At 71.7% G+C, this 26,214-nt stretch carries 24 protein-coding genes; 15 read left to right on the forward strand and 9 right to left on the reverse strand.

Annotated features, from left to right (window positions below; translation table 11 throughout):
* The first annotated feature begins 286 nt into the window (after nucleotides 1-286).
* From uvrA to MFF40_RS12195, 3 genes are all read left to right on the forward strand, one after another.
* Nucleotides 287-3,436, forward strand: a complete 3,150-nt coding sequence (gene uvrA / locus MFF40_RS12185; RefSeq protein ID WP_238260607.1) for an excinuclease ABC subunit UvrA — start codon at nucleotides 287-289, stop codon at nucleotides 3,434-3,436.
* A gap of 523 nt (nucleotides 3,437-3,959) precedes the next feature.
* Nucleotides 3,960-4,943 (forward strand): transporter family protein, encoded by a 984-nt coding sequence (locus MFF40_RS12190; protein ID WP_238260610.1) that lies wholly within the window; start codon nucleotides 3,960-3,962, stop codon nucleotides 4,941-4,943.
* A gap of 239 nt (nucleotides 4,944-5,182) precedes the next feature.
* A complete protein-coding gene (locus MFF40_RS12195; protein ID WP_147897762.1) occupies nucleotides 5,183-5,752 on the forward strand; it encodes a fasciclin domain-containing protein in 570 nt (189 codons plus the stop codon).
* A gap of 63 nt (nucleotides 5,753-5,815) precedes the next feature.
* Here MFF40_RS12195 and MFF40_RS12200 read toward each other — a convergent pair whose 3' ends face one another.
* Together MFF40_RS12200 and MFF40_RS12205 are read right to left on the reverse strand one after the other, a co-directional pair.
* Nucleotides 5,816-6,583, reverse strand: coding sequence for an anti-sigma factor (locus tag MFF40_RS12200; protein WP_238260612.1), 768 nt, complete (start codon nucleotides 6,581-6,583; stop codon nucleotides 5,816-5,818).
* Nucleotides 6,580-7,185, reverse strand: a complete 606-nt coding sequence (locus MFF40_RS12205) for a sigma-70 family RNA polymerase sigma factor (protein ID WP_378996759.1) — start codon at nucleotides 7,183-7,185, stop codon at nucleotides 6,580-6,582. Before MFF40_RS12205 ends, MFF40_RS12200 begins: the two co-directional genes overlap by 4 nt.
* 255 nt (nucleotides 7,186-7,440) lie before the next feature.
* Between MFF40_RS12205 and MFF40_RS12210 the strand changes: the two genes are divergently transcribed.
* The 6 genes from MFF40_RS12210 to MFF40_RS12235 all read left to right on the forward strand — a co-directional run bounded on the left by MFF40_RS12210 (nucleotide 7,441) and on the right by MFF40_RS12235 (nucleotide 12,357).
* Entirely contained in the window at nucleotides 7,441-8,415 is a 975-nt protein-coding gene (locus tag MFF40_RS12210) for a S1C family serine protease (protein WP_238260614.1), read from the forward strand.
* 154 nt (nucleotides 8,416-8,569) lie between these two features.
* Entirely contained in the window at nucleotides 8,570-8,839 is a 270-nt protein-coding gene (locus tag MFF40_RS12215; RefSeq protein WP_147857368.1) for a GCG_CRPN prefix-to-repeats domain-containing protein, read from the forward strand.
* 271 nt (nucleotides 8,840-9,110) lie between these two features.
* Nucleotides 9,111-9,257 (forward strand): DUF1127 domain-containing protein, encoded by a 147-nt coding sequence (locus tag MFF40_RS12220; RefSeq protein WP_147857367.1) that lies wholly within the window; start codon nucleotides 9,111-9,113, stop codon nucleotides 9,255-9,257.
* Between the two features lie 78 nt (nucleotides 9,258-9,335).
* Entirely contained in the window at nucleotides 9,336-10,763 is a 1,428-nt protein-coding gene (gene trmFO / locus MFF40_RS12225) for a methylenetetrahydrofolate--tRNA-(uracil(54)-C(5))-methyltransferase (FADH(2)-oxidizing) TrmFO (RefSeq protein WP_238260616.1), read from the forward strand.
* 164 nt (nucleotides 10,764-10,927) lie between these two features.
* Nucleotides 10,928-12,130: a Zn-dependent hydrolase gene (locus MFF40_RS12230; RefSeq protein ID WP_238260618.1), complete on the forward strand. Its 1,203-nt coding sequence runs from the start codon at nucleotides 10,928-10,930 to the stop codon at nucleotides 12,128-12,130.
* Between the two features lie 86 nt (nucleotides 12,131-12,216).
* Entirely contained in the window at nucleotides 12,217-12,357 is a 141-nt protein-coding gene (locus tag MFF40_RS12235) for a hypothetical protein (protein WP_187277887.1), read from the forward strand.
* 3 nt (nucleotides 12,358-12,360) lie between these two features.
* Here the strand turns inward: MFF40_RS12235 and MFF40_RS28845 are convergent, their stop codons facing one another.
* On the reverse strand, nucleotides 12,361-13,080 hold the full coding sequence (locus MFF40_RS28845) for a CatB-related O-acetyltransferase (RefSeq protein ID WP_283206102.1): 720 nt from the start codon (nucleotides 13,078-13,080) through the stop codon (nucleotides 12,361-12,363).
* Nucleotides 13,077-16,979 carry a glycosyltransferase gene (locus tag MFF40_RS12245; RefSeq protein WP_238260620.1) on the reverse strand — a complete coding sequence of 1,301 codons (3,903 nt, stop codon included), beginning with the start codon at nucleotides 16,977-16,979 and terminating at the stop codon, nucleotides 13,077-13,079. Before MFF40_RS12245 ends, MFF40_RS28845 begins: the two co-directional genes overlap by 4 nt.
* Nucleotides 16,980-17,177: 198 nt before the next feature.
* Here MFF40_RS12245 and MFF40_RS12250 point away from each other — a divergent pair, with 198 nt between their 5' ends.
* Genes MFF40_RS12250 through MFF40_RS12260 form a run of 3 tightly spaced genes read left to right on the forward strand, consistent with a single transcriptional unit; the run spans nucleotide 17,178 to nucleotide 19,307 of the window.
* On the forward strand, nucleotides 17,178-17,402 hold the full coding sequence (locus tag MFF40_RS12250; protein WP_238260622.1) for a hypothetical protein: 225 nt from the start codon (nucleotides 17,178-17,180) through the stop codon (nucleotides 17,400-17,402).
* Entirely contained in the window at nucleotides 17,395-18,372 is a 978-nt protein-coding gene (locus MFF40_RS12255) for a glycosyltransferase family protein (protein ID WP_238260625.1), read from the forward strand. Before MFF40_RS12250 ends, MFF40_RS12255 begins: the two co-directional genes overlap by 8 nt.
* Nucleotides 18,369-19,307, forward strand: coding sequence for a glycosyltransferase family 2 protein (locus MFF40_RS12260; RefSeq protein WP_238260627.1), 939 nt, complete (start codon nucleotides 18,369-18,371; stop codon nucleotides 19,305-19,307). Before MFF40_RS12255 ends, MFF40_RS12260 begins: the two co-directional genes overlap by 4 nt.
* On the opposite strand, the gene rutC is transcribed toward MFF40_RS12260, so the two are convergent.
* Genes rutC through rutA form a run of 3 tightly spaced genes read right to left on the reverse strand, consistent with a single transcriptional unit; the run spans nucleotide 19,308 to nucleotide 21,570 of the window.
* Complete coding sequence (gene rutC / locus MFF40_RS12265) at nucleotides 19,308-19,694, reverse strand: pyrimidine utilization protein C (RefSeq protein WP_147856688.1); 387 nt, start codon at nucleotides 19,692-19,694, stop codon at nucleotides 19,308-19,310.
* 44 nt (nucleotides 19,695-19,738) lie between these two features.
* Nucleotides 19,739-20,476: a pyrimidine utilization protein B gene (gene rutB, locus MFF40_RS12270; RefSeq protein WP_147856687.1), complete on the reverse strand. Its 738-nt coding sequence runs from the start codon at nucleotides 20,474-20,476 to the stop codon at nucleotides 19,739-19,741.
* A complete protein-coding gene (rutA, locus tag MFF40_RS12275; RefSeq protein ID WP_147856689.1) occupies nucleotides 20,476-21,570 on the reverse strand; it encodes a pyrimidine utilization protein A in 1,095 nt (364 codons plus the stop codon). The genes rutB and rutA overlap by 1 nt, the downstream gene beginning before the upstream one ends.
* Nucleotides 21,571-21,886: 316 nt before the next feature.
* Between rutA and MFF40_RS12280 the strand changes: the two genes are divergently transcribed.
* Nucleotides 21,887-22,300 carry a DUF4864 domain-containing protein gene (locus MFF40_RS12280; protein ID WP_147856686.1) on the forward strand — a complete coding sequence of 138 codons (414 nt, stop codon included), beginning with the start codon at nucleotides 21,887-21,889 and terminating at the stop codon, nucleotides 22,298-22,300.
* 22 nt (nucleotides 22,301-22,322) lie between these two features.
* Here MFF40_RS12280 and MFF40_RS12285 read toward each other — a convergent pair whose 3' ends face one another.
* Both MFF40_RS12285 and MFF40_RS12290 read right to left on the reverse strand, forming a co-directional pair.
* The gene (locus tag MFF40_RS12285) at nucleotides 22,323-22,769 is read right to left on the reverse strand and encodes a hypothetical protein (RefSeq protein WP_147856685.1); all 447 of its coding nucleotides are present in this window, start codon (nucleotides 22,767-22,769) and stop codon (nucleotides 22,323-22,325) included.
* A gap of 70 nt (nucleotides 22,770-22,839) precedes the next feature.
* Complete coding sequence (locus tag MFF40_RS12290) at nucleotides 22,840-23,196, reverse strand: hypothetical protein (protein ID WP_238260629.1); 357 nt, start codon at nucleotides 23,194-23,196, stop codon at nucleotides 22,840-22,842.
* Between the two features lie 233 nt (nucleotides 23,197-23,429).
* Here MFF40_RS12290 and thrC point away from each other — a divergent pair, with 233 nt between their 5' ends.
* Nucleotides 23,430-24,854 (forward strand): threonine synthase, encoded by a 1,425-nt coding sequence (gene thrC, locus MFF40_RS12295; protein WP_147897977.1) that lies wholly within the window; start codon nucleotides 23,430-23,432, stop codon nucleotides 24,852-24,854.
* Nucleotides 24,851-26,146, forward strand: a complete 1,296-nt coding sequence (locus tag MFF40_RS12300; RefSeq protein WP_147897976.1) for a M16 family metallopeptidase — start codon at nucleotides 24,851-24,853, stop codon at nucleotides 26,144-26,146. Before thrC ends, MFF40_RS12300 begins: the two co-directional genes overlap by 4 nt.
* Nucleotides 26,147-26,214: the final 68 nt, after the last annotated feature.

Below are 26,214 nucleotides of genomic sequence, written 5' to 3' on the forward strand. Positions count from 1 at the left end.
GCCCATGTCGCAACCGCCAGGGTTCTGGCAAATCAAACACCTTGAAAGGGCTGGGCCGCAGGCCCTTTGGAAATCCCGTCTTCTCGGCCGCGAAACGACAGGCTTCCGGCGAGCGGTTGCCGGCGTACGCGTTTCGTTCTAGCAAGGGCGTTGGATGTCGGGCCTGCGTCCCGCCGGCCTCACCTTGCCGTCGACCGCTCCGGGCTCGACATGAGCGGGTGCGGCGGCTGACCCGCGCGCAAAGCCAGCCCCGACCGCGTCGACGCCTCGAAAGACCGCCGCCCTCATGGCCAAAGCCCAAGCCGGAACCCGAGTCGGACCCCGCGTCGGCGCCAGCAAAGCCGCCCCCAAACCGTCTCCCGTGAAGGCGTCGTCCGCCAAAGCGCCGGCCGAGGCGGTTCCGGCCGAGCCTGAGCGGACGAACAAGCCCGCGCGTACGAAGAAGGCCGAGGCCCCCGCCCCCGTCCGCCCGGGCAGCAGCCGGAGCGCGGCCGCGGAGGCCGCCGTCGACGCCAAGCTGGAGGCCCTGTTCGACGCCGCGCCGCCGAGCGCCGCCGACCGGCGGGTGATCACGGTCCGGGGCGCCCGGGAGCACAACCTCAAGAACGTCGACCTGACGATCCCCCGGGACAAGCTCGTGGTGTTCACCGGGCTGTCGGGCTCGGGCAAGTCGTCGCTCGCCTTCGACACGATCTACGCCGAGGGGCAGCGCCGCTACGTCGAGTCGCTCTCGGCCTATGCCCGCCAGTTCCTGGAGATGATGTCCAAGCCCGATGTCGACCAGATCGACGGGCTGTCGCCGGCCATCTCCATCGAGCAGAAGACCACCTCCAAGAATCCGCGCTCCACCGTCGGGACGGTGACCGAGATCTACGACTACATGCGCCTGCTCTGGGCGCGGGTCGGCATCCCCTACTCCCCGGCCACCGGCCTGCCGATCGAGAGCCAGACCGTCCAGCAGATGGTCGACCGGGTGCTGGAGCTGCCGGAGAAGAGCCGGCTGTATTTGCTCGCTCCGGTGGTGCGCGGCCGGAAGGGCGAGTATCGCAAGGAAATCGCCGAGTACCAAAAGAAAGGGTTTCAGCGGCTGCGGGTCGACGGCGAATACTACGCGATCGACGACGCGCCCAAGCTCGACAAGAAGTTCAAGCACGACATCGACGTGGTCGTCGACCGGATCGTGGTGCGGCCCGACATCGCCGCGCGGCTGGCGGATTCGTTCGAGACCGCGCTGGAGCTCGCCGACGGCATCAGCGAGATCGTGTTCGCGGACGCGCCCGAGGGCGAGGAGCCCCGGGCGATCACGTTCTCGTCGCGCTTCGCCTGCCCGGTCTCGGGCTTCACCATCGCCGAGATCGAGCCGCGGCTGTTCTCGTTCAACAACCCGTTCGGCGCCTGCCCGACCTGCGGCGGCATCGGCCACGAGATGCGGATCGACCCCGAGCTGGTGATCTCGGATCCCGCGCTCAGCCTGAAGCGCGGCGCGGTCGGCCCCTGGGCGAAGTCGACCTCGCCCTATTACGGCCAGACGCTGGACGCGCTGGCGGAGCATTACGGCTTCAAGACGAGCGTGGCCTGGCAGAGCCTGCCGGAGGCGGCCCGCGCCGTCGTGCTGTACGGCTCCGGCAAGCAGGCGATCCGCTTCGCCTACGACGACGGCCTGCGCAAGTATGCGGTCAACAAGCCGTTCGAGGGCGTGATCCCGAACCTGGAGCGCCGCTACAAGGAGAGCGAGTCCGACGCGGTGCGGGAGGAAATCGGCCGGTTCATGAGCGAGACGCCCTGCGCGTCCTGCGGCGGCAAGCGGCTGAAGCCCGAGGCGCTCGCCGTGAAGGTCGCCATGGCCGATATCGGCGACGTGACGGCGCTGTCCGTTTCGGAAGCCCATCGCTGGTTCTCCGAATTGCCGGAGAAGCTGACGGCCAAGCAAAACGAGATCGCGGTCAGAATTCTCAAAGAAATCCGTGACCGGCTCAGCTTCCTGGTGGATGTCGGCCTCGAATACCTGACGCTGGCCCGCGGCTCCGGCTCCCTGTCGGGGGGCGAGAGCCAGCGCATCCGGCTGGCCTCGCAGATCGGCTCCGGGCTCACCGGCGTGCTCTACGTGCTGGACGAGCCCTCGATCGGGCTGCACCAGCGCGACAACGAGCGTCTGCTCGGCACGCTCAAGCGCCTGCGCGACCTCGGCAACTCGGTGATCGTGGTCGAGCACGACGAGGACGCGATCCTGCAGGCCGACTACGTGGTCGATGTCGGCCCGGGGGCGGGCATCCATGGCGGCGAGATCATCGCCCAGGGCACCCCCGCCGAGGTGCTGGCCAACCCGGCCTCGCTCACGGCCAAGTACCTCACCGGCGCGATGTCGGTGCGCACCCCGGCCGCGCGGCGCAAGAGCCGGAAGGGCAAGCTCGGCGTGTTCGGCGCGCGAGGCAACAACCTCAAGGACGTGGATATCGAGGTGCCGCTCGGCACTTTCACCTGTATCACCGGCGTCTCGGGCGGCGGGAAATCCACCCTGGTGATCGACACCCTGTACAAGGCCGTCGCGAAAAAACTGAACGGGGCGCTGGAGCACCCGGCCCCGTACGACCGGCTCGAGGGGCTGGAACATCTCGACAAGGTCATCGACATCGACCAGTCGCCGATCGGCCGCACGCCGCGCTCGAACCCGGCCACCTATATCGGCGCCTTCACGCCGATCCGCGACTGGTTCGCGGGCCTGCCCGAGGCCAAGGCCCGGGGCTACCAGCCGGGGCGCTTCTCGTTCAACGTGAAGGGCGGCCGCTGCGAGGCCTGCTCGGGCGACGGCGTCATCAAGATCGAGATGCACTTCCTGCCGGACGTCTACGTCACCTGCGACGTGTGCAAGGGCAAGCGCTACGACCGCGAGACCCTGGAGGTGAAGTACCGCGGCAAGTCCATCGCCGACGTGCTGGATTCCACCGTCGAGGAGGCGGCCGAGCTGTTCAAGGCGGTGCCGGCGATCCGCGAGAAGCTCGAGACCCTGAAGCGGGTCGGCCTGCACTACGTCCATGTCGGCCAGCAGGCCACCACCCTGTCGGGGGGCGAGGCGCAGCGGGTGAAGCTGTCCAAGGAGCTGTCGAAGCGTGCCACGGGCCGCACGCTCTACATCCTCGACGAGCCGACCACCGGGCTGCACTTCCACGACGTGGCCAAGCTCATGGAGGTGCTCCACGAGCTGGTGGACCAGGGCAACACGGTCGTGGTGATCGAGCACAACCTCGAAGTGATCAAGACCGCCGACTGGGTGATCGACATGGGTCCCGAGGGCGGCGATGGCGGCGGCCGGGTGGTGGCGCTCGGCACCCCGGAGGAGATCGCCCGCTCGAAGGCGAGCCATACCGGCCGGTTCCTACGCGAGGTGCTGGCCCGTCGCCCGGCTCCGCAATCCGGCCGCCGCACCGCCGCCGAATAGGCGCCGGCCGGGCTCGAGGCGGCAGATTCTGCCGGGTGCGGCCCGAAAATCCGCCCGGGACCGCCTCCGCGCCCCGTGATTCGGGCGCCTCTCGCCCGTCTTCGGCCGGGGATCGGCCGTCCGGAGCGGGGTTTCCGGGTTCGGCGCCCGGCTGGGACGAATGCCCGTTCACCCACCCACAGTTGCCGGATTCTCCCGCCAAAGTGCCGGGAGGTCCCGGGCAACAGCTTGACCGTTCAACGATATTTTGCCGGCCGGCCGCCCGCTATTCAATCCTGGGGACTGTGTTGCATCGCCGCAAAAATGCGTCTTTTGCGCAACGGTTCGGCCGGTTTTGCCGCTTCGACCGGCATTCCACTGTCATTCCGCAGGTCTCTGTAGAATAGTCATTGGCGTTGAGACGGGCGGGCTCCGTGGGGGCGCTCGGCACACCGGAAGTCGGCAGCCGCCAATGGCGAGCAGACCGGCAGGGTAGTGCCGAATGCGGGACGGATGCCTTGAGACCTTGGGAAGGATTGAAACAATGATGAAGAACTGGCTCGCGGCCGGCGCGGTCGCGCTCACGGTCGGCATGACCTCGACGATCGCTCAGGCGCAGACCACGACCATCCCGGGCGAGCAGGTCGGCCTCGCCATCGGCGCGCCGCTGCCGGAAGGCATCTACGCGATCAACACCTTCACGTACCGCCGCGCCGATGCGCCGTCGACCGCTGTTGGCGGTGCTCTCGACACGGCCGTCAACATCCCGGTGCTGGTCTGGTCGACCCCGCTGGTGCCGCTCGGCGGCCGCATCGAGCTGCTCGTCGCTCCCCCGACCGTGTTCGCCTTCACCCGTAACGGTGCTGGCCGCAACAACAAGGACATCTCGATCAACGTCGGCACCTTCGTCGGCGGCATCTGGGCGTTCGACCTGGGCAACAACTTCGGCGTCAGCTTGCTCGGCGGCGCGTACCTGAACGACCTCAACGGCGACCGCGGCACCCTTGCCAGCGTCGGCGGCCCGAGCCCGGTCCTGCCGCAGCTCTCCTCGAACACCTACCGCATGGGCGTAGCTGCCAGCTATACCGGCGACGGCTGGAACATCACCGGCAACCTGACCGCCAACATCTACGACTCGCCCGGCCGCTTCCCCGGCTTCGGTCCCACCCGCGGCCCGTTCTACCTGTCCGACTCCCTGAACTTCGACATCACCGCGACGAAGAAGTTCGGCAACTTCGAAATCGGTCCGGTCGCCTACGGCACCTACAACTTCGACATCGGCCAGTTCAGCGCTGCGGCCGGCAACCGCGGCCGGTTCGCTATCGGCGGCCTGATCGGCTATGACTTCAAGGTCTTCACCGTGCAGGCCTATGTTGCCCGCGACGTCGTCACCAGCGCGACCTACACGACCGCGTTCGGCCGCACCCGCGACAACTACTCCACGGACGGCTGGCTCCGCCTGATCGTTCCGCTGTACTCGCCGGCCCCGGTCTCGCCGGTCCCGACCGCCCTGGTCCGCAAGTACTGATCGACCCCCAGGATTCCGATCCCCCGCCGCGCAGGCGGCGGGGGATCCCGGATCTCGACGACACCGTCCGCCAGGACGGCGAACCGCCCCGCTCCCCGCCGGGCGGTTTTTTCATGCCTGACGCAGGACACGGGCAATAATCCAATCCTGCGAAACCTTTCCGCCCGAAGCCCCGTAGGCGCCGACGCAATCCCGGCGCTCGCTCGATCCCGGGATACGTCAGGGAAGGAAATACCAGGATGCTCAACGTTATCGGAAGCCGGCGCGCGGCCCGGGCGGTCGCCCTCGCTCTGACCCTCGGCCTCGGTGCGACCGGCGCGGCCTACGCCAAGAACCCGATGGTCGGCGGCGCGCCGATGTATGCCAGCAAGACGATCGTCGAGAACGCGGTCAACTCCAAGGACCACACCACCCTGGTCGCCGCCGTGAAGGCCGCCGGCCTCGTCGAGACGCTGAGCGGCCCCGGCCCGTTCACGGTGTTCGCGCCCACCAACGCCGCCTTCGCCAAGCTGCCGCCGGGCACCGTCGAGAGCCTGGTGCAGCCGCAGAACAAGCCGACGCTGACCAAGATCCTGACCTACCACGTGGTCCCGGGCGTCTACACCGCCCAGGACCTGGTGGCGCTCGTCAAGAAGGGCGGCGGCCAGGGCCAGCTCACCACGGTCGAGGGCGAGCCGCTCGCCGTGGCGGTGCAGGGCAAGAAGGTCCTGATCACCGACGTGAAGGGCAACACCGCCACGGTGACGATCCCGAACGTCATGCAGTCGAACGGCGTGATCCACGTGATCAACGCCGTGCTGACCCCCTGATCCGGATTTCGTGATCCGACCCACCCGCGGCGCCGCTCCGGCGCTGCGGGTTCTTCTCTGTGGCTACTCGGCGATCAGCTTGCCGGTATAGACCACCGGTCCCGTGGGCTGGCCGCTCGGCGAGCCGCCCGGAGGCTCCACGGAGACCGCCAGCACCCCGTCCGGCGCGGCGCCCTGCGGCAGGGTCACCCGGGTCGCACCGCCCCCGACGAGGCCGAGCGGCTTCGGGCCCTCGGCGCCGACATACCACAGCTCCAGGCTCCGGCCCGCGGGCGCCTCGGCCCCGACCGGCCGGACCTGGGCGGTTCCGGTGCGGGTGTCGACGCGCACGATCAGCGCCGGGAGCGCGCCGCCGCCCTGGACCACCGCGAGGTAGCGGCCGCCCTCCGGCTCCGGCCGCAGGCCCACCGCCACGAACAGCGCCAGCCCGGCCGCCAGCAGCCCGGCCCCCGCGGTGGCGATGCGCCAGCGCCGGACCTGCCGCCGCAGATGGGCGACGGGATCGCGCAGACGGGGATCGCGGGTGACGGGATCTTGAGTGACGGGGTCGCCGGCCCGCGCAGCGGTCGATCCGCCGGGCCCAACCGGGAGCGCGCGCAGCAGCGCCGCCCGCACCCGCGGCGACGGCATCACCGGCGGGATGGCGCCGAGCAGGGGCGAGAACCGCCGCTCCCAGGCCTGCACCCGGGCCGCCGCGGCGGTATCGGTGGCGAGCGCGAGCGCCATCGCGGCCCGCTCCTCGCGGTCGAGGGTGCCGAGCACGTACTCGGCCGCGCGCAGGTCCGGGTCCGAGCCGGGATCCGCGGTCAGGTCGCCCGGTCCGCCGGTCACGTGACCGCCTCCAGGCAGGTTTTCAGCGATGCGAGCGCCCGGTGCAGCCAGGTCTTGATCGTGTTGACCGGCCGGTCGTAGCGCTCGGCCAGCTCGTCCCGGGAGCGGCCCTCGCAATAGGCCAGCACCACGCAATCCCGGTGCGCCGGCTCCAGCCGGCCGAGGCAGGCCCCGAGCGCGTCCCGGTCCAGGAACGCCGCGGCGTCGTCGTGCGGGTCCATCAACCGCGCCACCCAATCCTCGCCGTCATCCCGCACCGGTCCCTGAACCTCGGCCGATCCCTTCCGGCGCAGGCCGTCGATCGCCCGGTTCCGGGCGATCGTGCACAGCCATGCGAACGGGCGTCCGGCCTCGGGGTCGTAGCTCCCGGCGGCCTGCCAGATCCGCAGATACGCGTCTTGCAGGACGTCCTCGGCAAGGGACCGATCGCGCTGGATACGCAGGATCACGCCGAAGAGTTTCGGGCTGGTCAGGTCGTAGAGTTCGGCCAGGGCGGCCGCCTCGCCGCGCCCGATCTCGAACAGCAATCGGCGCAGCCGCGCATCGTCGGCGCCGTGAAGGCCCGGCGGCACCCGGTCCTGAGGCGCCCCCGCGGCAAAGATCGGTCCGGCCAAGATCCGTTCCAGCGTCCGCGCGCCGTTCCCCTGCCGGTCGCGCTCCCGTAAGATAGTTCTAAGCGCCCCCGCGCGTCCTGTCACATCGCCGGCTCCGCGCGGGACCCGCGACGGGTTCGCCGGCTCAGCGATCCGCGCGCGGCGCCGCGCCACGGGTGTCGCAGGCCGTGCCGACAGCCTATCTTAGTCTGATTTCGCGCGTCCGGCGGCGCCGGAGCAGAGCGAACGAGTCGAAGGAATCTCATGGCGACGCAGGGCGAGTGGAAGATCCCCGCGCAGGCCCAGCCCAGGCCTGCGGATTACGGCTACGATCTCGATCGGGCGCTCTCGTCGGTGCTCGCCCTGTCGGCGCGGGTGCCGGAGAGCGCGTTCACGGCCGAGACCCTCGGCACCGAGCGCGCCGGCAACGGCGTGGTGATCCGGGAAGACGGGCTGGTGCTCACGGTCGGCTACCTCGTCACGGAGGCCGAGAGCGTCTGGCTCACCACCCGGGAGGGCCGCTCGGTCCAGGGCCACGTGCTCGGCTTCGATGCCGCAACCGGCTTCGGCCTGGTCCAGGCGCTGGGCGATCTCGGGGTCCCGGCCCTGCCGCTCGGCCAGTCGGCCGGCCTGAAGACCGGCGACCGGGCCGTGGTGGCGGGGGCGGGGGGGCGCCAGCGCTGCGTCGCCGTCGAGGTCGTCGCCCGGCAGGAATTCGCCGGGTACTGGGAGTATGTCCTCGACGAGGCGCTGTTCACCGCCCCGGCCCACCCCCATTGGGGCGGCACCGCGCTGATCGGCGCGCAGGGCGAGCTGCTCGGCATCGGCTCCCTGCAATTGCAGCAGGGCGGCAGCAGCAATGCCCGCCCGATCAACATGGTGGTGCCGATCGACCTGCTGCCGCCGATCCTCGACGACCTGGCCACGCGCGGGCGCGCCAACCGGCCGCCGCGGCCCTGGCTCGGCCTCTACGCCACCGAGAGCGAGGAGGGCATCGTGGTCATGGGGCTCGCCGACGGCGGCCCGGCCGAGACCGGCGGCCTGCGCAGCGGCGACGTGATCGAGGCGGTGGCCGGCGAGCCGATCCCGGACCTCGCCGCCCTGTTCCGCAGCATCTGGGCGCTGGGCGAGGCCGGCGTCCGGGTTCCCCTCACCGTGCGCCGGGACGGGCGCGGCGTGAAGCTCGCCCTGGTCTCGGCCGACCGGGAGCGGTTCCTGCGCACGCCCTCGCTGCACTGAAGGCCCGGTGCGGGAAACCGTCTCCGCCGGGGCCGCGTTTCCCGGCCGCGGAGCCTGCACCGGATACAACCACAGGCTCAGCATCGGTTCAGGCGGCGCGGCCGAGTCTCCCCCGACCGGCACCGATCCGCCGGACGCTTCGAGGAGATCTGTCATGGCGATTCTGAGCGCACCGCGCGCGAAGGCACTCGTTGTGGCCGCCGCGATCGCCGGCGGCCTCGGGCTCGCGGGCTCCGCCCAGGCGGCGGGGGGCTGCGGCCCGGGCTTCCACCCGAATCCCTGGGGCCTCTGCCGCCCGAACTGGGGCCCCCGCCCCTATTACGGGCGCCGGCCGGTCTATTACGGCGGCTACGTTCGGCCACGGCCGTTCTACCGGCCCTATGATCGCCCCTACGGTTTCTACGGCCCGCGCCCGTTCTACTGAGCGCCGCCTCCGTTTTGCGCTGCGAAGGGCGTCCCGCCGGCCGGTGGGGCGCCCTTCGCGCGTTCGGGACGGGTCCCCGCATGCGCACAAAGAATGACCAGCCGGGAAGGTTGCCGGTTTCTTAATCCGCGCATGCGGCCCACGCAGACCAGATCCTTGGCCTTTCGACTCCTGCTGCGCCGCGGGAGGTTTATATGTGCGTTGCACCAACAAGAGGCAGCGATGCGCAACGGCGCGCCACTCACTGCCCGAACAGAGGTCAATACACTCCATGTCCGCCGCTCGTAGCGTCCTGGGTCGCGTCCGCGCCTATCTCCGGTACCGCGACACCGTCTCCCAGCTGTCCCGCCTCTCGGATCGCGACCTTGCCGATCTCGGCATCAACCGCAGCGAGATCCACGGCATCGCCCGCGTCTGATCTCCCGGCACCATCGCGATTCGACTCAAAGGACCGCCGCCCGTTGATCCGGGCGACGGTCCTTCGCTATTCTGGGCCATGACACAGACCCTACACATCGTCGGCGGCGGCCTGGCGGGATCCGAGGCGGCCTGGCAGGTGGCCGAGGCCGGCCATCGCGCCGTGATCCACGAGATGCGGCCGGTCCGCGGCACCGAGGCCCACCAGACCGACGGCCTGGCCGAGCTGGTCTGCTCGAACTCGTTCCGGTCCGACGACCCGGAGAGCAACGCCGTCGGCCTGCTCCACCAGGAGATGCGCTCGTTGAGCTCGCTGATCATGCGGGCGGCCGACGCCAACCAGGTGCCGGCGGGGGGCGCCCTGGCGGTGGATCGCGAGGGCTTCTCCGCCACGGTGACCCGGGCCCTCGAGGAGCATCCCAACGTCACGATCGCGCGCGGCGAGGTCGAGGGCCTGCCGCCGGAGGAGTGGGGGCCCTGCATCGTCGCCACCGGCCCGCTGACCGCCCCGGCGCTCGCCGAGGGCATCCGGGCGCTCACCGGCGCCGAATCGCTCGCCTTCTTCGACGCCATCGCGCCGATCGTCCACCGCGACTCGATCGACATGGATGTGGCGTGGTTCCAGTCCCGCTACGACAAGCCCGGTCCCGGCGGCACCGGGGCCGACTATCTCAACTGCCCGATGGACCGGGCGCAGTACGATGCCTTCGTGGCTGCCCTGGTGGCGGGGGACAAGATCGGGTTCAAGCAGTGGGAGGGGACGCCGTATTTCGACGGCTGCCTGCCGATCGAGGTGATGGCCGAGCGCGGCCCCGAGACCCTGCGGCACGGCCCGATGAAGCCGGTGGGGCTCACCAACCCGCGCGACCCGCAGGTCAAGGCCTGCGCGATCGTGCAGCTGCGCCAGGACAACGCGCTGGGCACCCTCTACAATATGGTCGGCTTCCAGACGAAGCTGACCTATGCCGAGCAGGTCCGGGTCTTCCGCACGATTCCCGGCCTGGAGCGGGCCGAGTTCGCGCGGCTGGGCGGCCTGCACCGCAACACCTATCTCGACAGCCCGCGGCTGCTGGACGCCACCCTCCGGCTGAAGGCCCGGCCGGCCCTGCGCTTCGCCGGCCAGATCACCGGCTGCGAGGGCTATGTCGAGAGCGCCGCGGTCGGGCTGATGGCGGGGCGCTTCGCGGTGGCCGAGGCCGCCGGCCGGCCGCTTCCCCCCCTGCCCCAGACCACGGCGCTCGGCGCCCTCATCGCCCACATCACCGGCGGTCACGTCGCGGCCGACGGCGAGGCCAACGCCCTGCGCTCGTTCCAGCCGATGAACGTCAATTTCGGCCTGTTCCCGCCCCTGGCCCAGGCCCCCCGCAACGAGACCGGCCGCCGCCTGCGCGGCCCGGAAAAGGCCGTGCTGAAGCGGCGGGCGCTCACCGACCGCGCCCGGGCCGACCTCGCCGCCTGGATGGCGGGTGGGCCGGTGGCGGATTGGAAACAGGCGGCGGCCGAGTAGCGCGGCACGTCATGGTTTCGAAAGGTCTGTGACCTTTCGCGGGTGCAGGGCAGAGCCCTGCTGTCGGGCTCCGCCCCGACACCCCGCCAAAGGGCTCGCCCTTTGGAAACCCCATAGACGCGCATGGCGCTTGCACGGCCCGGGCGTTCAGCCCCGGGGACCGCATGACCGAGATCGACACCGATACTTTCCTGGCCGACCTCTACGCCCTGCGCGCGATCGGCCGGTTCCGCACCGGCGTCCACCGGCCGACCTTCTCGCCCCAGGACATGGACTCCCGCCGCTGGCTGATGGACCGGCTCGAGGCCTGCGGGCTGGAGGCGTCGATCGACGGGATCGGCAACGTGCTCGGGCGCCATCGCGGGCCCGGACCCCACCTCCTGGTCGGCAGCCACATCGAGACCCAGAACGAGGCCGGTTGGCTCGACGGGGCGCTGGGTGTGGTCGCCGGGTTGGCCCTGGCCCGGGCCGGGCTGCCCGTCGACGTCGTCGCCTTCGCGGACGAGGAGGGGCACTTCTCCGGCGGCTTCCTGGGCAGCCGCTCGGCGATCGGCGACCTCGCCGAGGCCGAGATCGACGCCGCCTACAACCGCACCGACGGCACGCCGCTCCGCGCGGCCCTCGAAGCCGCCGGGCTCGCCGGATTGCCGCGGCTGCGGATCGACCCGGCCCGCTACCGGGGCTTCCTGGAACTGCATATCGAGCAGGGGACGCAGCTCGAATCCGCCGGCCTGCATCTCGGCGTGGTCAGCGGCATCGTGGCGATCTGGCAATTCCGGATCGTGTTCGACGGCAACCAGGACCATGCCGGCGGCACCACCATGGCCGAGCGCCGGGATGCGGGGCTTTCGGCGGTGCGCCTGCTCGCGGCGATCGACCGGGAATTCCCAAACGTCTGCGGCCCGCGCAGCACCTGGACCACGGGGCGGATCACCCTGGATCCCGGCGGCTACAGCATCATCCCGGGCCGAGCCGAGGTGGCGTTCCAGTTCCGCGACGTATCGATGCCGGTGCTGGAGCGGATGGAAGCCTGCCTCGAGGCACTGGTGCGCGAATCCAACCGGCGCGAGCGCTGCCCCGCCACGCTCACGGTCCTGTCCAAGGCCGTTCCCGCCCCCTGCGACCCGGACCTGATGCGGGCCCTCTCCGAGGCTGCCGAGCAGGTCTGTCCCGGCCAATGGCAGGTGATGCCCTCGGGCGCCGGCCACGACGCCCAGAACATCGCCCGGATCCTCCCGGCCGCCATGCTGTTCGTCCCGTCGATCGGCGGCATCAGCCATCATTGGGCGGAGGATACCAGCGACGCCGACCTGGCCTTCGGCGTGCGGGCGCTCGGCGCGGCGGCGGCGCGGGTGCTGGCGGGGTGAGGGCCGGTAGAGCGCCGCGCCTCTGAGCGCCGAAGCAACGCCCCGCGCACCCAACCGTTGATCCGCATCGATGCCGGAGGGCGGCCATGCGGATTCGCAAGGAAGCGACGTATGACGGGGTGTGGACCGTGTTCGTCGGCGACGGTCTCTGCTTCAGCGACCTGAGCGAACCGGCCGCCGACGCACTGGTGGCGGCGTTCGCGCGGTTCGCCGACGCGGAAGCGTGAGCCTCAGGCGCCCGGGATCAGCGACTGGATCGGGATCAGGTCCGGGCGGTATTCCTGCATCCCGCCGGCGATCCGTTCTTCCACCGCGTCGAGGAACTTTTCCGGGTCGGTGATCGAGCACTGGCGCAGGTCCCAGAAGGCGTAGCGCCACCAGCGCACCGCCAGGTAGCGCTCGATCAGCGCGTCGGGGAACCGCATCTTCACGATGCGGGCCGGGCTGCCGGCCACGATCGCGTAGGGTGGCACGTCCTTGGTCACCACCGCCATGGCGCCGATGATCGCCCCGTCGCCGATCGTGATGTCGGGCATCAGGAAGGCGCCGTGGCCGATATAGACGTCGTTGCCGATGCGCACGCGCTTGGGCCACAGGTAGGGCCCGCAGATCTCGTAATCCTCGGCGCGCGGATCGTGGTGGTCGAACACCGCCGAATGGTGCGTGTAGAACAGCGGCGAGGTCGAGCCGCAATGCACCGGGTGGCTGCCGCGCCCGACCTGCACGCTCTCGCCGATCGAGCAGTAGCGGGCGATGTCGGCGCCGAAATAATAGCCGCTCACCGCGTACGAGAACGCCCCCATGGTGAGGCAGTAATCGATCCCCATCCACTTGATGCTGCATGGCGGCTCGAAGGTGCAATCCTCCGGCAGGCCGAACGGAGCCGGATGCAGCACCGAGATGCCGCGCCGCAGCATCTCCTGCTTCATGTCCTCGTTGACGGAGATCATGCGGCGTCCTCGTCGAGTGGGTTCTGCGCGCCGGCCGGATTCAGGTCCAGGACGTAGTAGTCGCGCATCAGGTCGTCGTACGCGGCCGCCTGGATCGGCATCGAGAGCTCCCCGGCGGGGGAGATGTCGATCGCCAGCAGCCGGTCGTTGAAGGCGGCCGGGTCGTTGGCCAGGGCGTAGGGCAGGACATGGCCGTTCGGGTAGGCGCGCAGGCGGTCGCCCTGGGCGCCGAGGTCGAAGGCCGCCACCGGCAGGCCGGTCCGCAGCCCGAGCGTCAGGGCGTACGAGTAGGTCTCCGGCCAGATCGCCGGGAGCAGGATCAGGTCGGCCGCAACCCGCCCGACGAGATCCAGCGCCTCGGCGTCGCCGGCATAGCGGCCGGTCTGGGTCACCCCGGCCCGCTCCAGGCCGCCCGTGAGCGCGGGATCGGTGTAGCCCACGATCGCGAAGCGCAGCGGCAGCTTGCGGTCCTGCGCGTCGGTCGCCAGCGCCTGGAGGAACAGGCCGCCCTTGGTGGCGCTGATCGCGCCGAGCACCGCGACCCGGCGCACGCGGCCCGGCCGGCGCAGGGCGGTGGAGCGCACGCTCCGGTCGTGCTCGACGTGCGGCCGCACCGTGATCGCCAGCTCCGGGTACACCGCCCCGATCCGCCCCGCCGTGTCGGCCGACGGCGCGAACACCCGCGCCGCCCCGGCCAGGAACCGCCCGAACGCGGCCCGGCGCTCCTCCGGGTCCGGCTCCTCGTAGCCGTCGGCGTCCGAGGCCAGGCAGTCCCGACACACGGGCACCGGCGCCAGCCCGCAATAGCGCCCGTCCGGCATCACCAGGTGGTTGCGGTGGCAGACCGGCGAGAAGTCGTGCAGCGTCCAGGCATAGGGCCGCCCCGACCCGGCGACCAGATCCATCAGGGCGCGCGCCGCATTCCAGCGCAGGCCCGCCAGCGAGTGGACGTGGATCAGAACCGGCGCCAGCTGCTCCACGAAGGCGGCGACCGCCTCGGCGTCGCGGGGCAGGTACAGGCTGTCCAGGCTCGGCAGGTACACGAACTCCCGGCTGCGGTACGAGACGTTGACCTGGATGTTGCGGGCCCGGTCGACCGAGAGCAGCACCACGGCGGTGCCTTCTTCCTTCAGCCGGGCGATCATGTCGTCGATGTGCCGCTGGATGCCCCCGCCCCAGCTGTGGGTCACGAACAGCACCGCCCGGCCGCGGAAGTGCCGGGCGAGCCGGTACAGGTCGAGCCGCGCCCGGCCGCGCCGGCCCGGATCGGCCTGGACGAACTGGCCGACCAAAGCCGGGTAATCCGGATGCTTGGCCAGCAGCGCCGCCTGGCCCTGGTCGTACTCGCCGCCCGGATCGAGCCCGAACGAGATCTGCCCGGCATGGTAGACGTACACGTCCTCGGCGAGCAGGTTCGAGAACCCCGCCTTGCGGGCGCGCATGCACCAGTCGTTCTCCTCGCCGTAGCCCTTGCCGAAGGCGACCGCATCGAGGGTGCCGACGGCATCGAGCGCGGCGGCGGTCATGTACAGGCAGAAGCCGACCCCGGTGGGCACCTCCACGGCCCGGCCGCGGTTGATCCTGGCCGCCGCCCGGTCGAGCTCGGGCCGGGGGATCTCCAGCGCCATGGCGTTGTTGGCGTTGAACTTCGGGTAGCTGCAGATCGTGGCGTTGCTGGACAGGGGCGTGACGCTGCCGACCGGCGGGCGGCCCTCGGCCTCGGCGGCCTCGGCGTGGGCGACCAGCCGGTCGAGCCAGTCGCCGAACACCTGGGCGTCGGAGTTGAGCAGGACCACGGCGCGGCCCTGGCGCAGGGACAGGCCGCGGTTGACCGAGCGGACGAAGCCGAGGTTGTCTTGGTTCTCGACGAGGTGGAACAGGCCGCGGCCGGCGAGGTCCTTCAGGTCTGCGGTCAGCTGCGGGTCGGGGGACCGGTCGTTGACCGCGAGCAGGGTGAACGGGGTCTTTTGCGGGGCCGAGAGGCACGCGTGGATGGCGCGCAGGGTCTCGCCGCGGCCCTTGTAGACCGGCATGATCACGACGACCCGGGCCTGGGCGAGGGTGAGGGCCCGGGGCAGGCCGTCCCAGTCCCGCGGCTCGGGGGCCTCCATGGCCGGCCAGCTGCCGAGATCCTCCGGGCCGCCCATCAGCCCGGCGGCCCGGCCGGTGCGGACGTAGTGCAGGGCCGGCGACTCGCCCGGCGCAAACAGGTGCCCGTAGGTCTCCGCGTAGAACGCGATCGAGAAGCTCTTGCTCGGGTCGCGGCCCTCGTGCTGGCCGTAGGCGACGAAATGGGCGAGCGGGCCGCCCGCCGCGCCGGCGACGTCGGGATTGCGCTTGGCGTAGTACGCGGCGTCGAAGAAGGGCTCGATCAGCCGGGCCTGCTCGGCCAGGGCGTCCGCCCCGGAGGGCGGCGGGCCGTAGCGCGGATCGAACGCCCCCGACGAGACATCGGCGCCGTGCAGCAGCGCGGTGGCGAGGTGGTGGACCAGGGGCGCGATGCCGGTCTCCCGCACCCAGGGATGCGCGTCGCCATAGGCCTGCCCGTTGAAGTCGGCGCGCGGGTTGCGGCCTGCCCGCCAGCCGGCGTCGCAATAGTCGCGGACCGCGTCGGCGTCCTCCGCCAGGCCGTAGCGCTGCTGGTAGAAGGCGTGGTCGAAATGGAGCGCCGCCAGCCCGGCCTGCAGGTCCAGGGACGCCGCCCGGTCCAGGGGCTCCCGGCCGACCGCGCCGAGCCAGAGCGTGTCCTCCACGGGCGGACGCGCCGGGCGCAGGCCGCAGACCCGCAGCAGCGCATCGAGCGTCGAGCGGCCCGGGCCCGGATCGCGCAGCTCCCGCCAGCCGGCTGTGGCGAAGTGGAGGTAGGGGCCGGCCTCCCCGACATCCGCGTAGGTCGCCCGGTACCAGGCCTCGTCCACGGCCGGGACGTTCAACCGGTCCGGGCCCGCGAACGGCTTTTTCCCCGCGAGCCGCGTCTCGGCCACGTACCGGAAGAACGGGTCGCCGATCACCGCCCGGCTGCCGGCCCGCGCCTGCACGAAGCCGGCCGGGTCGAAATCCTGGCGCGGGCTGCGCAGCGCACGCCAGCCGCCGGCTACATAAGTGCGGAGCAATTCGGTGTCGGAGGCCCCCTCCGCTCCGTCCAGCCCTTGGCGATAATGGGCGGCGTCGAAATAGGGGGCGAGCGTCTCGGCCTGCACCCCGAAAAGATCCTCCGGCTCGGGCCGGGCCGGGCCGCCGTGCAGGACGTAGTGCACCAGCGGGTTCTGGGTCGCGTAGGAGATGTTTCGGGTCAGGCAGTAGGCCAGGGTGTCGAAGCGGGGCGACGGCTCGCGGCCCTCGCGCCAGCCGGAGATCATGTAATGGGCCGCCGGGTCGACGCCAGCGGCCTGCAGGTCGGGGTTGTGGGCGAGGTAGAAGGGACCGTCCACGAGGCGGCGGGCCAGGCGCTCGGCCTGCCTGGTGTCGGGCCTGGGCAGGGCGCCGCCTTGAGCGCGCTGGGCCGTCACCCAGTGCAGGAACGGGTTGATGCCGGCGGCGGCCAAGTACGGCCGCGCGGCGAGGTAGTCGGCGGTCGAGAAATCCGGTCGCGGATCCCGGCCCGCGCGCCAGCCGACCGTGAGGTAGTCGCGTACCGGATCGACCGTGATGCCGTACCAGCTCGCGTAGAAGCCGGCGTCGACATGGGGCTCCAGCGCCGCGACCAGGCGCGCCTCGGGGGTGTCGCCGGCACCCGCGCCGGCCCAGCGGGCCTGCAGCGCGGCGGGCCGGCCCAGCGGGTCGCTGATCCGGCGCCAGCCGAGGCGCAGGGCGCGCGCGGAATCCGTGACGCCGCGCGCGACCGGCCGGCCGAGGCGGCGCTTGAACCGCCCGAGGGTCGGGGGCAAACCGAGGCGCATCTCAGGGCTCTGCGGGGGAACGTGCGCCGCGCGCCGTCACGAGGCGCGGCATCCGTCGGCCGCCTTCGGGGTCGACGCGGTCGAGGCGCTGGTCTCGGATCGGCTCATGGTCGGCAGCGTCGGGGGCGTGCGTGGCGCGGAGGCGGGCGTCGCATTCTTCGCCCGTCGAACTAACGGAACCGGCCGAGTCCGTAAACCATGGGTCGGCTCGACCTCGACCTCGGCCTGCGCGGCTGCGCGACCCGACCTGGCCGCTTGTCGGGGACCGGGCCTCGCGATATCGAAACGCCGACCCATCGGGACCGGATCGACGCCATGCGCCGCCTCGCCGGCTTTCCCTTCCGGCATCCCCGCTCGACCGATGCCGACCCGCAACGCCGCGGTGGAGCGGGCGTGAGCCGCCGGAGCCCGGCCCGTGCCTGATCCCGGACTGGACCGCCTCGCGCTCGGCATCACCCTGTTCCGGCCGAGCCGGGACCAGGTGGACCGGGTGCTGGCGCACGCCGCGTCCGGATTCGCCCGGGTGATCGCCTTCGACGATGGCGGCCTGGCGGATGCGGAGGCGGAGCGCCTCGTCCGGGCCGGCGTGAGCCTGCTGTCGGCGGGGCGCAATGTCGGCATCGCCGAGGCGCTCAACCGGATCGCGGCGGCGGCCCGGGCGGCGGGGGCGAACACCCTGCTGCTGCTCGACCAGGATGCCGCGCCGCCCGCCGGGCTGGCCGCGGCGCTGCTGGCCGCCCGCGACCGGCTCCGGGAGGCCGGGATCCCGGCGGCCGTCGTGGGGCCAGCCCCCGCGCCGGCCGCCGGCCACAAGGCGCCGGCCTACCCGGCCCGCCCTGGTGCACCGGCCTGCGGCGACCTCGCGCCGGCCTGCGGCGTCATCTCTCAAGCCTGCGGCGGCCTCCCCCCAGCCTGCGGCGTCAACTCTCAAGCCTGCGGCGCCCTCGCCCCGGTGCAGTTCCTGGCGACCTCGGGCTCGCTGATCGACCTCGATGCCCTCGCCCGGGTCGGGCCGTTCCGCGCCGACTTCTTCATCGACGGCGTCGAGCTGGAATGGTGCTTTCGCGCCTGGAGTCTCGGTTACGGCTGCTACCTCGCCCGGGACGTCGCGATCCCGCACCGGGTCGGGGGCGGGGTGATCCGCGGCTTCGGGATCGCGATGCCGCGCCAGCCCCTGTTCCGGATGGCGACCTACCTGCGCAACGCGGTCTATGCCTGGCGCCTGCCGCACGTGCCCCTGCGCTGGAAGCTCGCCCAGGCCGCCTACCTGCCGCTCCAGGCCGGGCTGTACTGGGCGGATTCGGGCTGGCGGCCCGCCGTCCTGCTGCGGTTGCTCGGAGCCGCCCGCGACGGCGCCCTCGGGCGTCTCGGGCCCCCGCGGGATCGCCCATGACCGACCGCGCCGTCCTCGACGTGGTGATCGTCAACTGGAACGGCGGCGCCCTGCTCCGGGCCTGCCTGGCGAGCCTCGCGGCCGTGCAGGAGGCCGCCGCCGTGCAGGTCATCGTGGTGGACAACGCCTCGCAGGACGGTTCGGCGGACGACCTGCCCGCCCTGCCCCGCCCGTTCCGGCTGATCCGCAACGCTGAAAACCTGGGCTTCGGCCGGGCCTGCGACCAGGGCGCCGCCGCCGGGGACGCCCCGGCGATCCTGTTCCTCAACCCGGACACGCAGGTCGCCCCCGACGCCCCCAGAGTGGCCCTGGACGCCCTGACGGCCGACCCGCGCACCGGGATCGTCGGCGCCCGGCTGGTCGACCCGGACGGGCGGACCGCGCGCTCCTGCGCCCGGGCGCCCACGGGTCGCGGCCTCCTCGGCCGCGCCCTGGCGCTCGACCGGCTGGGCCTCGTGCGGCCGCATTTTCTGGTCGAATGGGACCATGCCGAGGACCGCGCCGTCGGGCAGGTGATGGGCGCGTTCCTGATGATCCGCCGGGACCTGTTCGCGGCGCTCGGCGGCTTCGACCCGCGCTTCTTCGTCTACTGGGAGGATGCCGACCTGTGCACCCGCGCCCGGGCCGCCGGCTTCGCGGTGCGGCACGTGGCCGGGGCGGTCGCCCACCATGTCGGCCAGGGCACGACCCGGCAGGTGCGGGCCCGGCGCCTGTTCTACTTCCTGCGCAGCCAGATCCTGTATGCGCACAAGCATCACGGCCGGCTTGCGGCCCTCGCCCTCACGCTGGCGAGCTTTTGCGCGCAGGTGCCGCTGCGGCTCGCCCTGGCACTGGCCCGCCGCTCGCCGGAGGAAGCCGCCGAGGTGCTGCGCGCGGCCGGACTTTTGGCCGCCGCCCTGCCCGGCCTCGCGCCGAAGCTGTTGCGGGGCCCCTGATCAGCGGCCGATATGGGCCACCGAGGCGATCTCCACCAGCGCCTCGGGCTTCACGAGGCCGCACTGGATGCAGTAGCGCGCCGGCTTCTCGCCGGGAAAGTAGGCCGCGTAGACCGCGTTGATCGCCGCGTAATCGGCCCAGTCCTTCAGGAAGACGTGGTTGAAGGTCACGTCGTCCATCGTGCCCCCCGCGGCCTCGACCACCCCCTTGATCGTCTCCAGCACGTGCCGGGCCTGGGCGCCGGCGTCGCCGACATGGACCACGTTGGCCTCGGCATCGAGCGGCAGCGTGCCCGAGACGTACAGCACCCCGTCGGCCAGGGTGCCGGGCACGTAGGGGGCGAGCGGCTTGCCCGACCCCGGCGGAATGACGACCTGCTTCGGCATTTTTTTGGGACTTTCGCGGTGCGGGTTTGGGGACGGCGGGCGGTCTATTCGGCGGCGGCGCGGGTCTGCGCGCGCAGCGCCGCCTCGAACGCGGCAACGTCCGAGACCCAGCCGAAGAAGGTCTCGATGTTGGCGAGCGCCCCCTCGTGCAGGCTCCGCGGGCCTGCCTGGTGGGTGGCATCGGCGAGCACAATTCCAAAATACTCCCGGTGGTAGCCGTCCCGCAGGGTCGACTCGACGCAGACATTGGTGGCGATGCCGGTGAAGACCAGCGTGTTCACCCCCCGGGCCCGCAGCATGCTGTCGAGCGGCGTGTTGTAGAAGCCGCTGTAGCGCGGCTTGCCCAGCACGATGTCGCCGGGCTCCGGCTTCAGGGCGTCGACCAGGGCGTAGTCCCACGAGCCCTTGGCCAGGAGCTGGGCGTTCATCTCGGGCCGCCGCCGCATGGTCTTGAGGGCGTTGGACTTGTGCCAGTTCGGCGAGCCCGGGCCGCCGGCCTCGACATAGTCCGGGTCCCAGCCGTTCTGGAACCACAGGACCCGGATGCCCGCTGCCCGGGCCGCCGCCACGGCCCGGACGATCTGCGCGATCACCGGGCCGGTGCCCGACACGTCGAAGCCCGCCAGATCGAGATAGCCGCCCGGGCTCGCGTAGGCGTTCTGCACGTCCACGACGATCAGCGCCGTCGCGGCCGGGTCGAAGGCGATCGGCTCCGGGCGGGCCGGTAGGATGACGCCGCCGTGGCGGCCCTGGGCGTCGTGGAATCCGGCGGGCCTATCCATCACGCGACCTCGGCTAGCGGCGCCGGCACCACGTGCCGGCGGGATTGCATCAGCGGCTGGATCCGGGTCCCGAACGCGTCGAGGCCCTTCAGGAAGTCGTCGAACACCAGCAGCACGCCCTCGACGCCGTCGATCGTCATGATCGCGTCCAGCATCGCGGCCACCTGGGCGTAGCTGCCCACCAGGGTGCCCATGTTGAGGTTCACCGCGGAGGTCGGGTCGGCGAGCTGGCGGACGTTGGTGTCGCTGCCGGACTTGGTGTCGGCCGCGCCCTGGAGGCCGAGCCAGGCGATCGCCTCGGTATCGGCGCCGGCCTTGTAATGCGCCCAGGTCGCCATCGCGGCGGCGTCGGTCTCGTCGGCGATGATCATGAACAGCGCGTAGGCGGTCACGCGCCGCCCGGTCCTGGCGCTGGCCTCGGCCAGCCGCTCGACCACGGGGGCGAACGCGGTGGGCGTGTTGAGGCCTTTCCCCAGGCAGAAATTGTAGTCGGCGTAGCGGGCCGTGAAATCCAGGCCGGCCCCGCTCTGCCCGGCGCAGATGATCTTCATCGGCGCCTGCGGTCGGGGGCTCAAGCGGCAATCGTTCATCTGGAAATACGTGCCCTTGAGGTCGCTGGCGCCCGTCTCCCACAGGTCGCGCAGAACCTGAGCATACTCTGCCAAGTAGTCGTAACGCTTCGAGAAATACGCCTCGCCGGGCCACAGGCCCATCTGGTCGTATTCCGGCTTCTGCCAGCCGGTGACGAGGTTCAGGCCGAAGCGGCCGTCCGAGATCGAATCGATGGTCGCGGCCATGCGGGCGGTGATCGCCGGCGGCATGCACAGGGTCGCCGCGGTGGCGAACAGCTTGATCCGGGTGGTGACCGCGGCCAGCCCCGCCATCAGGGTGAACGATTCGAGGTTGTGGTCCCAGAACTCGGTCCTGCCGCCGAAGCCGCGCAGCTTGATCATCGACAGGGCGAAGTCGAGCCCGTGCGCCTCCGCCTTGAGGGTGATCTCCTTGTTGAGCGCGAAGCTCGGCCGGTATTGCGGGGCGTTCTCCGACAGCAGCCAGCCGTTGTTGCCGATCGGGATGAACACCCCGACGCTCATCGGGGCGACGTCCCCGGCCGGAATGGGCTCGGGAAGGGTTTCCGCGTCCGCCTGGCTCTGCACCATGGCCCTCTGCTCCGCGCGACCGCGCCATGTGGGCGCGAGTCGGTCTGCGGACGCTCGCAAAACCTGGGCACAGAAGCAAACCCGCACACCGGCCCGGGGCCGGAAATGCCTCTCTTTCCAGCGACTTGCACAACCGGCGCGCGATGCCTGCACATCCTGCGCGCGCGGTGCTTGCCGACCGCCTTCGTCCGTCTAGATGATCAGTCGGCTCAGGTGTCTCGTGGGAGGCGCCCGATCGGAGTGACCGTCGATGCGCGCGTGGCTCACCCTCCTGCTGGTCTTCGGCCTCGCGGGGCCGGCCCTGGCCGATGACGGCGCCCGGACGGAGGCGCGGGCGGTGATCACCCGGCAGGTCGAGGCGCTCGGGCGCGACGACGCGCCGACCGCCTACGCCCAGGCGGCCCCGGCGATCCGGGAGATGTTCCCGAACGCCGACCTGTTCATCGGCATGGTGCGCACCCAGTACCGCCCGGTCTACCGCCACCGCAGCTTCGTGTTCGGCGAGGGCCGGGACACCGGGGAGGCGGGGGTGGTGCAGTCGGTGGCGATCCAGGATGAGTACGGCGTCGACTGGACCGCCGAATACAGCCTCGCCCGGGACGCGGACGGGGCTTGGCGCATCACCGGCTGCCGCCTGATCAAGGCGCCGGGCACGAGCGCCTGAACGGGCGCCCGCGCGCCCGGCCTTACGCGGCGGCGAGGACCTTGGTCTTCCGGATCCGGCCGTCGAGCGCGACGTGGATTTCGTGGCTCACGCCATCCTTCGCGCCCCGCAGCTCGAAATGCTTGGGCTTGCGTGCGGGCGCGCCGGCCACCGCGTAGCCCGCCGCTTCCGCGGCCCGGATCGCCAGGGCGGGATCGGCCGGCGGATGGTCGTGCGTCTCCCTCTCGGGCCAGTCGATCGTGCGGGTCGAGCCGTCCGCCAGGGTGAGGCGGGTGACCTTGATCTCGGAGGGCTTCCGCGTGCCCTGCAGCGAGACCCGATCGCCCACCGCCAGGGCGATCCCCGCGGCTCCCTTCGGTCCGAGATCCGCCAGGATCCGCCCCCCGGCCCCGTCGAGGGCGAAGCGGTGTCCGAACACCGCCCAGACGGTGCCGGCGGCGTGGTGTGAATCGGTTTTTGTATCGGTCATGTCGGTGATCCTGTCGTGGGTGCCGGCGGGCGGCGGGGTCGTTTCCGAGCCCCGCCGTCGTGGCAAAGAACTATCGGGCGTCGGCGGGCCGCAGCGTCGCGAGCTTGTCGAGGAGCTGCAGGGTGATGTCGGCGCAGGCCTTCATCGAGTCCTCGTCGGCGCATTTCACGTCGATCCGGGCATCGCCGCGCTCGAGCCGGAAATGCGCGCCCTTCGGCGGGGGCGGCGGGGGCGCTCCGTCCGGACCGGGACCGCGCCGGGGACCGCCCGGGGGCGGGGGCGGCGGGGCGCCCGCTTCCGGGCCCGGAAGCGGGCCGCCGGGGGGCGGGGTCTGCGCGATGGCGGCGGTGCCGAGCAGCAGCACGGCGGCGCCGGCCAAGGTGAGGGGTCGAATGGCGAGGGGGCGAACGGCGCGGGTTCGAATCATGTCGGCTCTCTCTGAGGAAGCACCCCGCGGGCGGGGTCGGGCCGCCCCGGCGGCGCCGGCCGGTCGAACCGGGGTGCCGCGGGGGTGATCCGGTCCTAGGCGCGGCGGCGCAACCGGTCCTGAACCGGCCCGTTCAGGCCCGGTTAAACCGCGCGGGCCCGCCGCGACCGCCCGGATTTTCGACAGGTCCGCCCGCATCGTGTAGAGGGGGCGCCTTCCTCCCGGAGGCCCCTGTGCTCCACGTCTCGACCCGCGGCGAGGCCGCGCCGCTCTCGTTCTCGGATGCCCTCCTCGCAGGCCTCGCCCGCGACGGCGGACTCTACGTGCCGCAGACCTGGCCGCAGATCGGCCGGGCGGAGATCGCCGGCTTCGCCGGCAAGCCCTACGCGGAGGTGGCCAAGCGCGTGCTGCGCCCGCTGATCGATGGCGAGATCGAAGACACCGATCTCGACCGGATGATCGACGAATCCTACGCCACCTTCCGGCACCCGGCGGTCTGCCCGCTGACCCAGCTCGACGACAACCTGTTCCTGCTGGAGCTCTTCCACGGGCCGACGCTGGCCTTCAAGGACGTGGCGATGCAGCTGCTCGGGCGGCTGATGGACCACGTGCTCACCAAGCGCGACACCCGCGCCACCATCGTGGGCGCGACCTCGGGCGATACCGGCTCGGCCGCCGTCGAGGCGTTCGGGGACCTCGACCGGGTCGACATCTTCATCCTCTACCCGCACGGGCGCGTGTCGGAGGTCCAGCGGCGGCAGATGACCTCGGTGCCGGCCCAGAACGTCCACGCGCTCGCCGTGGACGGCACCTTCGACGATTGCCAGAACCTGGTCAAAGCCCTGTTCCAGCACGCGGATTTCGCCGATTCCGTGCGCCTGTCCGGGGTCAACTCGATCAACTGGGCCCGGGTCGCGGCGCAGGCGGTGTACTACTTCACCAGCGCGGTGGCGCTCGGCGCGCCCCACCGGCCGGTCTCCTTCGCGGTGCCGACCGGCAATTTCGGCGACGTGCTCGCCGGCTGGGTCGCCAAGCGGATGGGGCTGCCGATCGAGCGGCTGATGATCGGCACCAACGCCAACGACATCCTGGTGCGTACCCTGGAGCACGGCGCCTACGCGCTGCGCGGCGTCGTGCCCACGACCTCCCCCTCCATGGACATCCAGATTTCTTCGAATTTCGAGCGGCTGCTGTTCGAGGCGCTCGGCCGCGACGCCTCGGCGCTGTCGCGGCTGATGTCCGGGCTGAAGCAGTCCGGCGGCTTCTCCTTGAGCCCGGAGATCCTGGCCTCAATCCGCTCCGAGTTCGACGCCGTCGCGGTGCCGGAGCCCGACGTGATGGAAGAGATCGCCCTGACCCAGGCCGCCACCGGGATCGTGCTCGATCCCCACAGCGCCATCGGGGTGCGCGCCGGCCGCCGGCTCCTGGAGCGGGATCCCGCAACCCCCGTCGTCGCCCTGGCCACCGCGCACCCGGCCAAGTTCCCGGACGCGGTCGCCAAGGCCACCGGCGGCCTGCGCCCGCCCCTGCCGCCGCACCTCGCCGACCTCATGGACCGGCCCGAGCGCATGACCCCGGTGGCCAACGATCAGGCCGCCGTGGAGCGGCTGATCCGCGAGCGCGCCCGCATCACCCGGGGTGGGGCAAACCCGCGATGAACCAGCATTTCACCACGCACGCCGCCTCCCCGTCCCTGCGCACCACGCGGCTCGCCAACGGCGTGACGGTGGTGACCGAGCCGATGCCCGGGGTCGCGACCGCGAGCCTCGGCGTCTGGGTCGGGGCCGGCTCGCGCAACGAGCGCGCCGACGAGGCCGGGCTGTCCCACCTCATCGAGCACATGGCGTTCAAGGGCACGCGCACGCGCTCGGCCCACGGAATCGCGGAGGAGATCGAGAATGTCGGCGGCGAGATCAACGCCGCCACCTCCACGGAGGGGACGAGCTACACCGCCCGGGTCCTCGGCGAGGATGCCGGCCTCGCCCTCGACGTGATCGGCGACATCCTCACCGATTCGGTGTTCGATGCCGGCGAGCTCGCCCGCGAGAAGGGCGTGATCCTGCAGGAATACGCCGCCGTCGAGGACACCCCGGACGACGTGGTCTACGACGCCTTCACGGAGGCCGCCTTCCCGGACCAGCCGGTCGGCCGCCCGATCCTCGGGCGCCCCGAGACGATCCGGAGTTTCGACGAGGCCGGGATCCGCGCCTACCTCGCCCGGGAATACACGCCGGACCGCATCGTCGTGGCCGGGGCCGGCGCGGTGACCCACGAGGCGATCGTCGAGGCGGCCGAGCGCCATTTCGGCGCCCTGCCGGCCACGGTGGCGCCGGCTGCCGTGCCGGGCGTCTACGGCGGCGGCGAGCGGCGGATGCCGCGCAAGCTCGAACAGGCCAACGTGGTGATCGGCCTGCCCGGCCTGTCGTTCCGGGACGACGGCTACTACGCGCTGCACATGTTCGCCCAGGTCCTCGGCGGCGGGCTGACCTCGCGGCTGTGGCAGGAGGTGCGCGAGACCCGCGGCCTCGCCTACGAGATCCAGGCCTTCCACTGGCCGTTCTCCGATTGCGGCCTGTTCGGCATCGGCGCCGGAACTTCGGGGGCGGACCTGCCCGAGCTCGTCGACGTGACGCTGGCGGCCACGGCCCGGGCCGCCCGGGACCTCGCCGAGCCCGAGATCGCCCGCGCCAAGGCGCAGCTGAAGGTGTCCCTGCTCTCGGCCCTGGAGACGCCGGGCGGGCGCATCGAGCGCAACGCCCGCCAGATCCTGGCCTGGGGCCGGGTGATCCCGGCCGGCGAGGTGATCGACAAGGTCGACGCCGTCACGGTGGCGGACGTGCGGGCCGCCGCGGCCGCGATGCTGAAGGGCGCCCCGACGCTCGCGGCGATCGGCCCGATCCGCAAGCTGCCCGCCCTCGACCGGATCGCCGCCGCGCTTCGGGGGGCTTGAGCCTCCGCCGGAGCGCCTGACCGCGCGCGCCCCGCACGGTGAGGGTTAAGAGAATCCGGGCCGGACAG

It is taken from the genome of Methylobacterium mesophilicum (genome assembly GCF_022179445.1).
GTDB classification, from domain to species: Bacteria; Pseudomonadota; Alphaproteobacteria; order Rhizobiales; family Beijerinckiaceae; genus Methylobacterium; species Methylobacterium mesophilicum.